Source organism: Streptomyces sp. NBC_01006, assembly GCF_045162725.1.
Taxonomy (GTDB): domain Bacteria; phylum Actinomycetota; class Actinomycetes; order Streptomycetales; family Streptomycetaceae; genus Streptomyces.
On record NZ_CP108700.1, the window covers coordinates 1288330 to 1302071 of the forward strand.

General features: G+C 73.8%; 10 protein-coding genes. 5 read left to right on the forward strand and 5 right to left on the reverse strand.

Annotated features, from left to right (window positions below; translation table 11 throughout):
* Positions 1 to 76 precede the first annotated feature (76 nt).
* On the reverse strand, positions 77 to 1105 hold the full coding sequence (gene tdh, locus OG509_RS05750; RefSeq protein ID WP_387289971.1) for an L-threonine 3-dehydrogenase: 1029 nt from the start codon (positions 1103 to 1105) through the stop codon (positions 77 to 79).
* 215 nt (positions 1106 to 1320) lie between these two features.
* On the opposite strand from tdh, the gene OG509_RS05755 reads away from it, so the two are divergent.
* Entirely contained in the window at positions 1321 to 2229 is a 909-nt protein-coding gene (locus OG509_RS05755) for an alpha/beta hydrolase fold domain-containing protein (protein WP_406180662.1), read from the forward strand.
* Positions 2230 to 2283: 54 nt separating this feature from the next.
* On the opposite strand, the gene OG509_RS05760 is transcribed toward OG509_RS05755, so the two are convergent.
* Both OG509_RS05760 and OG509_RS05765 read right to left on the reverse strand, forming a co-directional pair.
* Positions 2284 to 3195, reverse strand: coding sequence for a class I SAM-dependent methyltransferase (locus tag OG509_RS05760; protein ID WP_406180663.1), 912 nt, complete (start codon positions 3193 to 3195; stop codon positions 2284 to 2286).
* 106 nt (positions 3196 to 3301) lie between these two features.
* The gene (locus OG509_RS05765; protein WP_406180665.1) at positions 3302 to 4234 is read right to left on the reverse strand and encodes a LysR family transcriptional regulator; all 933 of its coding nucleotides are present in this window, start codon (positions 4232 to 4234) and stop codon (positions 3302 to 3304) included.
* A gap of 131 nt (positions 4235 to 4365) precedes the next feature.
* Between OG509_RS05765 and OG509_RS05770 the strand changes: the two genes are divergently transcribed.
* The 3 genes from OG509_RS05770 (at position 4366) to OG509_RS05780 (ending at position 9862) form a co-directional block, all read left to right on the forward strand.
* Positions 4366 to 5868 (forward strand): MFS transporter, encoded by a 1503-nt coding sequence (locus tag OG509_RS05770; protein WP_406180667.1) that lies wholly within the window; start codon positions 4366 to 4368, stop codon positions 5866 to 5868.
* Positions 5869 to 5917: 49 nt separating this feature from the next.
* Positions 5918 to 8104, forward strand: coding sequence for a SpoIIE family protein phosphatase (locus OG509_RS05775; RefSeq protein WP_406180669.1), 2187 nt, complete (start codon positions 5918 to 5920; stop codon positions 8102 to 8104).
* A gap of 351 nt (positions 8105 to 8455) precedes the next feature.
* Complete coding sequence (locus OG509_RS05780) at positions 8456 to 9862, forward strand: APC family permease (protein ID WP_406180670.1); 1407 nt, start codon at positions 8456 to 8458, stop codon at positions 9860 to 9862.
* A gap of 33 nt (positions 9863 to 9895) precedes the next feature.
* On the opposite strand, the gene OG509_RS05785 is transcribed toward OG509_RS05780, so the two are convergent.
* Positions 9896 to 10936, reverse strand: a complete 1041-nt coding sequence (locus OG509_RS05785) for an NAD(P)-dependent alcohol dehydrogenase (RefSeq protein ID WP_406180672.1) — start codon at positions 10934 to 10936, stop codon at positions 9896 to 9898.
* A gap of 138 nt (positions 10937 to 11074) precedes the next feature.
* Here OG509_RS05785 and OG509_RS05790 point away from each other — a divergent pair, with 138 nt between their 5' ends.
* Positions 11075 to 11881 (forward strand): helix-turn-helix domain-containing protein, encoded by an 807-nt coding sequence (locus tag OG509_RS05790; RefSeq protein ID WP_406180674.1) that lies wholly within the window; start codon positions 11075 to 11077, stop codon positions 11879 to 11881.
* Between the two features lie 57 nt (positions 11882 to 11938).
* On the opposite strand, the gene OG509_RS05795 is transcribed toward OG509_RS05790, so the two are convergent.
* Complete coding sequence (locus OG509_RS05795; protein ID WP_406180676.1) at positions 11939 to 13741, reverse strand: glycoside hydrolase family 15 protein; 1803 nt, start codon at positions 13739 to 13741, stop codon at positions 11939 to 11941.
* Position 13742 lies beyond the last annotated feature (1 nt).

A 13742-nucleotide genomic window follows, 5' to 3' on the forward strand; every position in this document is an offset into this window, starting at 1 on the left:
GAGATGGTTCGGTGGGACGGAGGCGGGGAGGAACGCAGGGCCGTTGCGCCCTCCGCTCCAGGGGCCGGAAGGGCCGTTACGCCGTCCAGTCCAGGATGATCTTGCCGCTGCGGGCGGTGGCCGCCTCGTCGAACGCGGCCTCGAAGTCCCGGTGCGAGTAGCGGCCGGTGATGACCGGGCTGAGGTCGAGCCCGCCCTCCAGCAGCACCGTCATCGCGTACCAGGTCTCGAACATCTCGCGGCCGTAGATGCCCTTGATCGTGATCATCGAGGTGACGACCTTCGCCCAGTCCACCGGGAACTCCTGCGCCGGCAGGCCCAGCATGGCGATCCGGCCGCCGTGCGTCATGTTGTCGATCATGTCGCGCATGGCCTCGGCGCGGCCGGACATCTCCAGGCCGATGTCGAAGCCCTCGCGCAGGCCCAGCTGCGCCTGCGCGTCGGCGATCGTCGACTTCGAGACGTCGAGCGCGAGCGTGGCGCCGGCCTTGCGGGCGATCTCCAGGCGCTCGGGGCTGACGTCGGTGATGACGACGTTGCGCGCACCGGCGTGCTTGGCCACGGCCGCCGCCATGATCCCGATCGGGCCCGCGCCCGTGATCAGTACGTCCTCGCCGACCAGCGGGAACGACAGCGCCGTGTGCACGGCGTTGCCGAACGGGTCGAAGATCGCCGCCACGTCCAGGTCCACGGCCGTCCGGTGCACCCACACGTTCTGCGCGGGCAGGACGACGTACTCGGCGAAGGCGCCGTCGCGCCCGACGCCGAGGCCGACCGTGCTGCGGCACAGGTGGCGGCGCCCGGCCAGGCAGTTGCGGCACTTGCCGCACACCAGGTGGCCCTCGCCGCTGACCAGCGCGCCGATCTCGATGTCCCGGACGTCAGCGCCGAGCGCGGCGACTTCGCCCACGAACTCGTGGCCGAGCACGAGCGGGGTCTTGACGGCGCCCTGCGCCCAGCCGTCCCAGGAGCGGATGTGCAGGTCCGTGCCGCAGATGCCGGTGCGCAGCACCTTGATCAGCACGTCGCCGGGGCCGTACTCGGGCTCGGGGACGTCCATGAGCCACAGCCCGGGCTCGGCCTTGTGCTTGACGAGTGCCTTCATGGGGGTGGCTCCAGGCATGCGGAGGGGGCGTTGCAACCACTGGTGCGGGTGCGACGTATCGACAGGTACCAATCTGCCGAGCGCGGAGGTGATCAGTCCATCGAGGATTTCTTAAGCGGGTCGACAGCCCAGCTTCACGCCTATGCTCCTCACGTGAAGGGCTGTGGCCTGGGCAGGGGCCCGCGGCCGGGGCAGGGAATGGGGAGGTGAGGGGCGTGCCGAGTCTGCGCAGCAGGGCGCTGTCGGTCGCGCTGATCGCGGCGGGGCGGCGAAGACGGTTCGCGAGTGCCGAGGCGGTACGCGCACGCGTGGCGGAGACGGCCCGCCGGCCGGCGTCCCACTTGCCGCCGCGCTCGCTGGGCCGGGTCGCGGACGTCTCCCGCACCTTCGTCGGCGCCTGGCCGGTGTACGACGCCTCGCCGCGCGGGATCGAGCCCGCGGCCCAGGTGCTGTACGTGCACGGCGGCGGGTACATCAACGAGCTGGTCCGGCCGCACTGGTCGATGATCCGGACCCTGGTCACGGAGGCGCGGGCCCGCGTCGTCGTACCGGCGTACATACTTGCCCCGCGGGGGACCGCCGACCGGACGGTTCCGGTGGCCGCGGACCTGCTGAGCGGGCTGATCGCGAGCGGCGGAGCGGGCGGCACGGTGCTCATCGGGGACGCCGCGGGAGCCGGGCTGGCACTGGCCGCCGCCCAGCGCCTGCGCGACCGTACGGGGGCCCAGCCCTCGCGGATCGTACTGATCTCGCCCTGGCTGGACCTGACCATGAGCCACCCCGACCAGCCGGCGATCGAGGCGGCCGACCCGTTCCAGGCCCGGTCGGGGCTGCTGGAGGCGGGCCGGCTGTACGCGGGCACCCTGGCCACCGACGACCCGCGGGTGAGCCCCCTGCACGGCTCCTTCGCGGGGCTGGCACCGCTGACGGTGTTCACCGGCACCCGGGACGTGCTGACGACCGACAGCCGGGAGCTGCTCGGCCGCGCCCGTGCGGACGGGGTGGAGGTGGAGTTCCACGAGGAGCAGGGGCTGCCGCACGGGTACCCGTTGCTGCCGGTGCCGGAGGGTCGGGCGGCCCGGGACCGGATCGTGGAGCTGATCAGGTCCGCCGCCGACGAGTGAGCCCGGGCGGGCGGGCCGACGGGCCGGCCGATGGATGGGCCGTGGTGGGGGCCGTCATGCGGTGCAGGTCATCAGCGAGCTGATCGGCCAGGCCCGGTAGGCGGTCCAGTACGCCTCGTCGCGCGCGCCGTCGGCGGGCGGGGTCCGGTTCGGCTGCCAGCCGACCGTGGAGAAGCCCGCCTCGACGGCGGCCTCGGCGAAGTCGGCGTGCGCCCATTCGCGGAACTCGAAGTCGGCCGGGGGCTGGGTCAGGAACTGCGCCTTCAGCAGCGGCGCGTCGCCTTCCTGGACGCGGTCGACGATCCGGACCCCGTACGGCGACCAGTCGACGTTCGGGAACGCGCCGGCGTTCGGCACGATGGCCAGCAGCCGGCCGCCGTCGCGCAGGTTGGCGCGGATGGACCGGAACATGGCGTGCAGGGCGGACCGGTCGCCGGCGTAGTTGAACAGGTACACGGCGGTGGCCAGGTCGAAGGGGCCCATCTGCGGCAGCTTCGCCGCGTCGGCGACCACGTATTCAATGGATCCGGCTTCGATGGATCCGGCTTCGATGGAGCCGGCTTCGATGGAGCCGGCTTCGATGGACGCCGCCTCGATGGGCTCCGCCGCGCCGTGGCCCTCCTCGGTGTCCCCGTCCGCTCCCGGAGCCGCCGCGCCCGCCGGCCGTACGGCACCCACGGCGAGCTCCAGCGCGCCCACCCCGTTCCCGCCGATCACCCCGTGCGCACGGGCCAGCCGGATCATCTCCTCGGAGATGTCCACGCCGACGGCCCGCCGGGCCCCGCCGCGCGCCAGCAGCCGCGTGTTGTAGCCGTATCCGCAGGCCAGGTCGAGGGTGTCGAGCCCGCGCACCCCGCCGAGCGCGTCGAGCGCCCCGAGCAGGGTGTGGGTGTCGGCCGCCGCGAAGGCCGCCGTGGTCTTCGACTCCACGAAGCGCTCGCCGATGGTGTCGTACTGGAACCGCATGCTCTGCCTTCCGTGGCGGGGTGGGACGCGTGCGTATCGTGCCCCGGAGCGCGGCCGGCCAGGACCGGTGCGGCGGCCCGTCCCCCGGACGGGGGAGGCGTTCGGGTCAGTGCGTACGGCGTACGGGGTGCCCGGCCACCGCCGGGAGCAGTTCGCGTGCGCAGCCCCGCAGCCAGGCGTGCGCCGGGTCGGCGTCGTGGCGCGGGTGCCAGGCGATGCCGAAGGGCAGCGTCGGCAGATCGAGCGGCACCTCGAAGGCCTCCAGCCCCAGCTCGGTGGCGAGCGGCACGGCCTGAGTGGCGATCAGGCCGACGAGGTCGCTCTCGCGCAGCAGGAACAGGGACGCGGGGTAGGAGCCGACGCTGCCCACCACCCGCCGGGACAGGCCCTGTCGGGCGAGGGCCGCGTCCACGGGGCCCTCCAGCCGTCCGCGCCGGGAGACGATGAGGTGCTCGGCGGCCGCGAACCGGCGGGCGGTCATCCGGCCCTTCAGCAGCGGGTGGCCGGCCCGGGCCACGCCCATCATGTGCTCGTCGAAGAGGTGCTCGACGCGCACCTCGGGAGACCGGCTGTCCACGACGCCGAGTTCGAGGTCGGCGATGCCCTCGCGCAGCGCCGGGGTGTCCACGTGGCTCTCCGACAGGAAGCGCAGCCGTACGCCCGGCGCCTCCCGGGCCACCCGGGAGAAGAGCGTGCCCCCGAAGGTCGCGGCGAAGGCGTCGTGGGCCAGCACGGTGAAGGTACGGGTGAGGGTGGGCAGGTCGACCTGCCCACCGCTCAGGAACAGGGCCCGGGCCCGTTCCACGACGGCCCGGACCTCGCCGTGGACGGCGAGGGCGTGCGGGGTCGGGACCATGCTCCGCCCGGCGCGCACGAGCACGGGGTCGCCGAGGGCCTTGCGGATCCGGCCGAGGGTGCGGCTCATGGCGGGCTCGGAGAGGTGCAGGCGGGCGGCAGCGCGGGACACGCTCGACTCCTCCAGGAGGACGTCCAGGGCGACGAGGAGATTGAGGTCCAGGCCGGATTGCGCCACACGCATTCACCCCTTGCAGAACTTGCACTGGAAAGCAGGTCACGCCAACTCTACGGTGAGGCACAGGGGATGGCGCCGACCGCGTTCCCCTCCCCCACGCCACACCACTTCACCGTCACCGACTCCGAGGAGGAGCCGTGCTCCGCCATGCCCTCAAGCGGGATGCCGCAGATCCCGAAGCAGATCGCGAAGCAGATCCCGGCACAGGTCCGTCCGCCCCGGCGCCCGCCGCCCTCACCCGGCCCGCATTGCTCGTCCTGTGCGCCTGCGTGCTCGTCGCGCAGGCCATGGTCGCGGCCGTCAACCTGCTGATACCGCAGCTCGCCGCTTCCTCCCTGCACCCCACCCCCGGCCAGCTGGTCTGGGCGGTCGACGCCTACGTCATCGTGTTCGCCGCGCTGCTCATCCCGGCCGGCGCCCTCGGCGACCGGTACGGCCGCAAGGGCGCCCTGCTGGCCGGGCTCGGGCTGTTCGCCGCGGGCGCGGCGGTCAGCGCGCCCGCCGCGGCCCCGGCGGTGCTCATCGCCGGGCGCGGCCTGTGCGGGGCCGGTGCGGCCCTGATCATGCCCGCCACCATGTCCGTACTGATCCACCTGAGCCCGCCCGAGCGCCGCGGCCAGGCGCTGGCGACCTGGACGCTGGCCGCCGGCCTCGGGGGCCTGGCGGGCAACGTCGGTGGCGGCCTGGCCGGGGAGTACCTGACCTGGCGGGCCCTGTTCTGGGCGGCCGTCCCGCTCGGCGCGCTGCTCGCGCTCGCCGTGGCCCGTACGGTCCCCCGCACGCCGGCCCGGTCCGACGCCTCCGTCGACCCGCTGGGCGCGCTCCTGCTGGCCGGGGCGCTCCTCGCGGTCGTCTACGGGATCATCGAGGGGCCCTCGTACGGCTGGACCTCGGCGGCGGTGCTGATCGCCTTCGGGGCCGGCGCCGGGCTGCTCGCGGCCTTCACCGGCCACGCGCTGCGCGCCGCGCACCCGTTGCTGGACCCGCGGATCTTCGCCTCGCGCAAGCTGCGCGCCGGGTCGCTCGGCATCGGCGCCGCGTTCTTCGGGCTCTTCTCCCTCTTCTTCGTCAACGCCCAGTACCTCCAGTACGCGAAGGGCTTCTCGCCCGCTGTCGCCGGTCTGGCGATCGTCCCGCTGACCATCGGCATGGCCGTCGTGCCGAAGCTCGGCGCCCGGCTGGCGGAGCGGACGGGGCCGCGGCTGCCGGTCGGCGCCGGGCTGGGCCTGATCGGGGCCGGGCTGCTGCTGGTCTCCACGGCCGACGCGGACACCCCGTACGCCCTGTACGCCTGCTACCTGCTGGTGCTGTCGGTCGGGACCGGCCTGTGCGCGCCCTCGCTGACCCTGACCGTGGTCGCCGAGCTGCCGGCGCACCAGGCCGGGCTGGGCTCCGGGCTGAACACCGCGGCCCGGGAGATCGGCGCCGCGCTGGGGGTGGCGGTGGTCGGCACGGTGCTGGCCTCCCGGTTCCACGGCGATCCGCAGGATCCGGCACAGATCGGCGCCTTCACGGACGCGATGGGGGCCGCGCTGCGCACGGTCGCCTCGGTGCTGCTGCTGGCAGCGCTCGCGGTGGTGGCCGGCTACCGCGGCGGCGCCGGTGCGGGGCGCGGAAGCCGGGAGGGGGCTGGGGGCTGAAGCGGGGAGACCGGGCGCTGACGCCCGGCCCCCGCCCACCGGCGCCGGGATGCAGCGTCCGGCGTCCGGGGGGCATGCTGACTGTGTGACGGCGAGACCGGACAGCGGCCCCGCCACCGACGCCACGGTCCGGGTGCTCGCGCGGGCCTGCGTCGATGCGGTGCATGCCGTCGGCGGGTTTGCGGGCGGGGTATACCTGCGCTCCGGAGCCGAGGGCCCGCTGCTGCTGGCCGTGGTCACGGGGCTGCCGGTGCGGCTGTTCCGTCCGTGGTGGCGGATGCACGTGAACCGCCCGTACCCGGTCGCCGAGGCCTACCGCTCCGGACAGTCGGTGCACCTGCCCGACGCGGAGGTGGCCATGCGGCGCTTCCCGCAGCTGATGGCAGGGCTGCCGTTCCCCTTCGGCTCGCTGTACGAGCCCGTCATGGCCGGGGCCGAGCGGTTCGGGGTGCTGTTCGTCCTGCGCCCCGCCACCCCGGGGATTTCGGTCAACGAGGCCGACCGGGAGCGGCTGCGTACCGCCGCGGACGGGCTGGCCGAGGGACTCGCCGCGTTGGGCGCGGCCGCCGAACCGGTGCTCTGGACCGGCGATCCGGTCGGCGTGCCTCCGCCGGACACCGCGCAGGGCGCCCGCGAGGCCGTGGAGCGGCTGACCCTCGCCGTGCTCTCCATGGACCGTGAGGGCAGGGTCCGCTACGTCAACCGTGCCGCCGCCGACCTGCTGGGGCTGGGCGCGCCGGAGCTGCGCGGGCGGGTGCTGTGGCAGGCGGTGCCGTGGCTCGGGCAGCCGACGTACGAGGACCACTTCCGCGGGGTGTTCATGTCCGGGGAGCCTGTGCGCTTCCCGGCCCGGCTGGGCCGGCAGCCGGACGCGGGCTGGGTGGAGGTGGACCTGTACCCGGGTGTGGACGGGGTGACCGTGACGATCGACGCGGCCGAGCCGCCCGTCTACGCGCCCGGATCGGTGGTCCGCCCGGGCGCGGGGCTGGGGCTGGGTTCGCCGGCCGACCGGGCCTCGGCGCTGTACCGGCCGGTGGCCCTCGCCATCGCGCTGACGGAGGCGGTCACGGCCCGCCAGGTGTCGGCGGTGGTCACGCAGGAACTGCTGCCCGCCTTCGGCGGCCGCCAGCTGGCGATCTACCTGCTCAACGAGCGGCATCTGCACCTGGCGTGGGAGACGGGCTTCCCGCAGGGCTTCCTGGACCGGTTCGACGGGGTGGCGCTGGATGTGCGGCTGCCGGGCGTGGAGACGCTGACCACGGGCCGGCCGATGTTCTTCGAGTCGATGGAGCACCTGGCCGCCGCCTATCCGGGGATCCCGCTGGACGCCCATGTCGGGGCCCGCGCGTTCCTGCCGCTGATCGCCTCGGGCCGGCCGGTGGGCTCCTGCATCCTCGGCTTCGACGCGCCGCGCGGGTTCAGCCCGGAGGAGCGTACGGTGCTGACCGCGCTGGCCGGGCTGATCGCGCAGGCCCTGGAGCGGGCGCAGCGCTACGACACGGAGGCGGCGCTGGCCCGCGGACTGCAGTCGGCGCTGTTGCCGCACCGGCTCCCGGTGCACGAGAACGTGGAGACGGTGGGCCGGTACCTGCCGGGCACGCAGGGCATGGACGTGGGCGGCGACTGGTACGACGTCGTCGAGACGGGCGAGGGCCTGCTGGCGCTGGTGATCGGGGACGTGCAGGGCCACGGGGTGGCGGCCGCCGCCACGATGGGTCAACTGCGCAGCGCCGTACGGGCCTTCACGCTGGCCGGCAGTGCGCCGGACCAGGTGGTGGCGGGCACCAACCGGCTGCTGATCGATCTCGACCCGGGCCAGTTCGCGAGCTGCTGCTACGTGCTGCTCGACCCGGTGTCGGGCCGGGCGCGGGCCGCCCGGGCCGGGCACCCGCAGCCGCTGCTGCGGCACGCGGACGGGCGGGCCGAGGTGCTGGACCTGCCGGGCGGGGTGGTGCTCGGCATCGACGCCGGCGCCACGTACCCGGTGACGGACCTGCGGCTGGCGCCGGGCTCGGTGCTCGCCCTGTACACGGACGGGCTGGTGGAGGAGGCGGGCACGGACATCGACGTCGGCGTGGAGCGGCTGCGGGCTGTGCTGGCCGCGGCCGGGCCGTCGCCGCTGACCGAGCTGGCCGACCGGCTGATCGGCGGGGCGGGGGGCTCCGCGGACCGGCCGGACGACATCGCCCTGCTGCTGGCCTCGCGTACGGACGGCCGGGCCGCCGCGAGCAGCTGATCCGGACCGACCCGGAAGCGACCCCGAGCCCCCACCCGGGTGCCCACTCCGTGGGCAGGTGGTGTCGCCCCGGGCACATGTCGGCAAAGCGGAAGAAAATTTGCCCGCCCTCCGCTGCGGTTCCCGCACCCGCACTCCGTGCAGCGTTTACGCGGTCTTAACGCTGCCGTAGGGCCACCGCCGCGGGACCCGACGATGGAATCCGCAGGAGAACTGCTCTTGACCTGCGAATCCCGCAGGGATTCGATGTCGGCCCGGGAGCCACTGAACCACTCTGCTCACCACCGCCTCGGAGGCGATACCGCTCCCGCACCTCAGTTCACCGCACCAGCCGATCGGAACCCCGCACCGATGTCTGAAACGATCAGCGCCCCTCAGGCCCTCGCCCCCGCCACCGGGCCCGTCCCCCAGAAGCTCAAGCGTTCCATCGGCGTCGTCGGCGGCACACTGCTGACGCTCTCGTGCGTGACGCCCGCTTCGACCTTGTTCGTCGTCGTGCCCGACCTGTTCGCCAGCCTCGGCTCGTGGACCGCCCTCACGATCGCCATCGGTTCGCTGCTCTGCATCGGCGTCGCGTTCTGCTACTCGGAGCTCGGCACCCTGATCCCCAGCGCCGGCGGCGAGTACGCGATGGTGTCGACCATGGCTGGCCGGCTGGCCGGCTGGCTGGTGTTCGTCCTCTCCCTGCTGGTCGTGATGATCGTGCCGCCCGTGATCGCCATGGGCACGGCCGACTACCTCGCGCCGATCGTGCACATACCGGCCCCGGTCGCGGGCGGCGGCGTGATGCTGCTCGCCACCCTCGCCGGCCTCCTCGACCTGCGGGCCAACGCCTGGATCACCGGCATCTTCCTGGTGCTGGAGGTGGTCGCCGCCGCGCTGGTCGCCGTACTGGGCTTCGCGCACAGCGAGCGCGGCGCCGACGCGCTGGTGCACGGCACGGTCGCGGCAGAGGGCGGCGGTACGTCCACGGTGACCGCGATGATGGTGGTCTCCGGGCTCGCCATCGCCCTGTTCATCACGCAGGGCTTCTCGACCGCCGTCTACCTGTCGGAGGAGCTGGAGAACCCGCGGCGCAACGTCGCCCGTACGGTGCTCGCCACCCTCGCCATCTCCACGGCCGTCATCCTGATCCCGGTCATCGCGATCACCGTCGGCGCGCCCGACCTCACGGCGCTGTCCGAGGGCGACCTCGGCGGGATGGTCACCGCCTGGTCCAACTCGGCCGTCGGCACCTTCGTCAGCCTGTGCGTCGCCCTCGCCATCATCAACGCCGGCATCGTCATGGTGATCCAGAACTCGCGCGTGCTGTTCGCCTCCGCCCGCGACAAGGCCTGGCCCGCGCCGGTCAACCACGCGCTGTCCAAGCTGGGCCGCTTCGGCTCCCCGTGGGTGGCCACCCTCCTCGTCGGCGTCCCGGGTGCGGCGCTGTGCTTCGTCAACCTCGACACCCTGTACGGGGTCACCGGCGTCTCGGTGACCGGCATGTACCTGCTGGTCGCCGTGGCCGCGCTGTTCGCCCGGGGCCGGGCGCACCGCGAGGTGGCCGCCTGGAGGATGCCGCTGTGGCCGGCCGTGCCGATCGTGCTGATCGCCGTACTCGCGTACATCCTCACGCAGCAGGAGACGCAGTACCTGCTGTGGACCGGCGGGATCGTGGCCGTGGCCACGCTGTACTGGGCGCTGTACCTGCGGCCGCGGCAGGACACCCGCTGGCTGGTCAGCGTCCCGGAGGACGACGAGCCCGCCGCCGTCTGATACGCGCTCCCCGATGGACGGGGCCGTACGGGGTCAGTTCCCGTCGGCCCCGTCCATCGTGATGACGACCTTGCCGAAGGGCGCGTCCGTCGCGTACTCGCGGTAGGCCGTGCGCGCCTCCTCGAAGGGGTGCACGCGGTCGATGACCGGGCGCAGGCCGTGGGCGGCCACCGCCCGGTTCATGTCCTCGAACTGCGTGCGGCTGCCGACGAACACCCGGCGGATCGTGGCCAGACTCGATGCGTACGCCGCGTGCGAGATCTCGATCCCGGACTTTCCGGCGCTCGCGGTGATCAGCAGGGCGATCTGCCCGTACAGGGCGCTCGCCCGCACCGACTGTTCGATGGTCTCGGGGCCGCCCGTCTCCACGACGAGGTCGGCGCCGAGGCCGCCGGTGAGGTCCCGTACGGCCCGGCCCCAGTCGGGGGTGCGCCGGTAGTCGACGACCTCGTCGGCGCCGAGTGCCTTGAGGCGGTCCGCCTTGTCGGCGCTGGAGGTGGTCGACACCACCCGGCAGCCCAGCAGTTTCGCGAACTGCACGGCGAAGAGGGCGACCGGACCTGTCCCCAGCGTCAGTACGGTCTGACCGGGCAGCAGCGGGTCCCCGCCGGTCAGCGCGTGCCAGGCGGTGACCCCGGCGCAGGGCAGCGTGGCCGCCTCCTCCCAGGTCAGGTGGTCCGGGACGCGGACCGCCCACTGCTCGTCGAGTACGGCGTACTCCGCGAGCATCCCGTCGAGGGTGCAGCCGGGCTGGTCGAGCGCGTCCGGGGTGATCCGGCCGGTGCGCCAGCGCGGGAAGTACGCGCAGGACACTCGGTCGCCCACCGCGAACCGGGTCACCGCCTCCCCGACGGCGACCACCTCGCCGGCGCCGTCGCTGAGCGGGACCACGCCGGGTACGGCGGGCAGCGGGTAGAGCCGGTCGAGGATGAGCAGGTCCCGCTTGTTGAGGGAGGCGGCCCGGACGGCGACGACGATGCCGGTGGGGCCGGCCGGCTCGGGCCGGGGTCCGCCGGAGTCGCGCAGCGCGATTCCCTCGATGCCGCCGAATGCTTCCAGGTGGTACGAGCGCATTGCGTCCTCCGGGCTTGTCGGTGCCGTGGTGCGGCGGGGTGTGGCGGGGTATGACGCCCAGATTCCGGGGTCGGGGACACGCCGGCAATTCCCTCCGGGGAATCGCCCGGTCCGGCCGGCGGCGGCTAGAAAGGGCACATGGCCACCACCGCTGCCCACGCACCCACCCCGTTCGCCCGTGAGGTCCGCCGGCGCCGGGCGCTGCGCCGGTTGAGCCAGCTCGAACTGGCCACCCTGGCCGGGACCACCCAGCGGCACCTCAGCTTCATCGAGAGCGGCCGCTCGGTGCCGGGGCGGGCGATGGTGGTCCGGCTCTCCGAATCCCTCGGGCTGACGCTGCGGGAGCGCAACTCCATGCTGCTGAGCGCTGGTTACGCGCCGGCGTACGCGGAATCGCCGCCGGAGTCGGCGGCCGTCGGGCCGGCCATGGAGGCCCTGCGCTCCATCCTGACCGGGCACCTGCCGTACCCGGCGGTGGTCGCCGGTCCACGCGGCGAACTCGTGCTGGCGAACGCCGCGTTCGAGGTGCTGAGCGAGGGCGCGGCCGCGCATCTGCTCGCGCCGCCGGTGAACGTGCTGCGGCTCGCGCTGCATCCCGAGGGCATGGCGCCGCGCGTGGCGAACCTCGCGGCGTGGGGACGGCACATCACGGAGAGCCTGCGAGCCCGGGCCACGGCCCACCCGGACCCGGAACTCGACGCGCTCATCGGCGAGTTGACCGGCTACCTGCCGCCGGCCCCACCCCCGGGCCCGGACCACCTGGGCTTCGCGGTCCCCCTGCGCCTGCACACCACCGAGGGCGAGCTCCGGCTCCTGACGACGCTGACCTCGTTCGCGACGGCCGTGGACGTCACCCTGGCCGAGCTCCACCTGGAAGCCTTCCTCCCGGCCGACCCCCCGACCGCCACCCTCCTCCACCGCCGCGCGACCGCCACCCCCGCCTGACCCGCCACCCCCGCCTGACCCGCCGCAACCGCCCGGCCCGGTCCGGCCGCGGGGCGGTCAGGGCGTGGGTGGGGGTTGGGTGCGGCCCAGGGTGATGGCCGTGTTCACCAGGCCTACGTGGCTGAACGCCTGCGGGAAGTTGCCCAGTTGGCGGCCGGACACCGGGTCGTACTCCTCCGCGAGGAGTCCCACGTCGTTGCGTACGGCCAGCAGCCGCTCGAACAGCTCCCGGGCCTCCTTCTCCCGCCCGGTCATGTGCAGCGCGTCGGCCAGCCAGAACGAGCAGGCGAGGAAGGCCCCTTCGTCGCCGGGCAGCCCGTCCACCGACGGGCCCTCGGTGCTGTAGCGGCGGACCAGGCCGTTGCTGCCGAGCTCCACCCGCACCGCGTCGACCGTGCCGATCACGCGCGGGTCGTCGGGCGGCAGGAATCCGACCCGCGGGATGAGCAGGGTGGCGGCGTCCAGTTCGCGGGAGCCGTAGTACTGCGTGAAGGTGCCCCGCACCGGGTCGAAGCCGTTCTCGATCACGTCCTGGTGGACCTCGTCCCGCATGGTCCGCCAGCGCTGCACGTCACCGAGGAGCGAGGGGTCGCTCTCCATCGTGCGCACGGCCCGGTCCGCGGCGACCCAGGCCATCACCTTGGAGTGCACGAAGTGCCGGCGCGGCCCGCGCACCTCCCACAGGCCCTCGTCCGGCCGCCGCCAGTTGCGCTCCAGGAAGTCGAGGAGCGCGAGCTGGATCCGCCATGCGTGCCGCTCCGAAGGCAGCCCGTTCGCCCTGGCCAGGTAGAGGGAGTCGAGGACCTCCCCGTACACGTCGAGCTGGAGCTGGTCCACGGCCGCGTTGCCGACCCGGACGGGGGCGGAGGAGGCGTAGCCGCGCAGCCACGGCAGGTCGGATTCGGGGATCCGGCGCTCGCCGCCGATCCCGTACATGATCTGGAGGTCGGCGGGGTCTCCGGCGATCGCGCGCAGCAGCCAGGAGCGCCAGGCGCGGGCCTCGTCCAGGAAGCCGGTCTCCAGGAGGGAGCCGAGGGTGAGGGTGGAGTCGCGCAGCCAGCAGTAGCGGTAGTCCCAGTTGCGGACGCCGCCGAGCTCCTCGGGCAGGGAGGTCGTGGCGGCGGCCGCGATACCGCCGGTCGGGGCGTACGTGAGGGCCTTGAGGGTGATCAGGGAGCGGGTCACCGCCTCCCGGTAGGGGCCCTCGTAGGTGCACTGGGCGGACCAGTCCCGCCAGGCGGCGAGGTTCTGCCGGAGCGTGTCGTACGGGTCGACGGTCGCGGGGCGCGGTTCGTGCGAGGCGTGCCAGGTGAGGACGAAGGCGACCTGCTCGCCCGGGGCGAGCGTGAACTCGGAGCAGGTGCTGTTGGCCTCGCCCCAGGTGGGTACGGACGGTTCGCTGCGGAACCACGCGGAGTCGGGCCCGGCGACGGCGACCCGGTCGCCTTCGGCGCGGCGGACCCAGGGGACGACGTGCCCGTAGTCGAACCGCAGGCGCAGGACGCTGCGTACGGTGACCTCGCCGGTCAGGCCTTCGACGATGCGCATCACGTCGGGGGCGTTGTCGCGCTGCGGCATGAAGTCCGTGACCTTGAACGAGCCGCCGTCCGGGGTGTCCCAGTACGACTCCAGGACCAGCGAGCCGTCGACGTAGGCGCGGCGGGTGCACTGCTCGTCGTCGGCGGCCCCGGCGGGCGAGATGCGCCAGTGGCCGTTCTCCTTGTCGCCGAGGAGCGCCGCGAAGCAGGCGGGCGAGTCGAAGCGCGGCAGGCACAGCCAGTCGATGGACCCGTCGCGGCCGACGAGCCCGCTGGTCATGAGGTCGCCGATGAGTGCGTAGTCTTCGATGGGTTGTGTCATT

Coding starts and splice junctions, on each gene's coding strand:
- OG509_RS05760 (WP_406180663.1), bottom strand. CDS start 3,195: ATGCGGTTCCAGTACGACACCATCGGCGAGCGCTTCGTGGAGTCGAAG.
- OG509_RS05795 (WP_406180676.1), bottom strand. CDS start 13,741: ATGACACAACCCATCGAAGACTACGCACTCATCGGCGACCTCATGACC.
- tdh (WP_387289971.1), bottom strand. CDS start 1,105: ATGAAGGCACTCGTCAAGCACAAGGCCGAGCCCGGGCTGTGGCTCATG.
- OG509_RS05765 (WP_406180665.1), bottom strand. CDS start 4,234: ATGCGTGTGGCGCAATCCGGCCTGGACCTCAATCTCCTCGTCGCCCTG.
- OG509_RS05785 (WP_406180672.1), bottom strand. CDS start 10,936: ATGCGCTCGTACCACCTGGAAGCATTCGGCGGCATCGAGGGAATCGCG.
- OG509_RS05790 (WP_406180674.1), top strand. CDS start 11,075: ATGGCCACCACCGCTGCCCACGCACCCACCCCGTTCGCCCGTGAGGTC.
- OG509_RS05780 (WP_406180670.1), top strand. CDS start 8,456: ATGTCTGAAACGATCAGCGCCCCTCAGGCCCTCGCCCCCGCCACCGGG.
- OG509_RS05775 (WP_406180669.1), top strand. CDS start 5,918: ATGCAGCGTCCGGCGTCCGGGGGGCATGCTGACTGTGTGACGGCGAGA.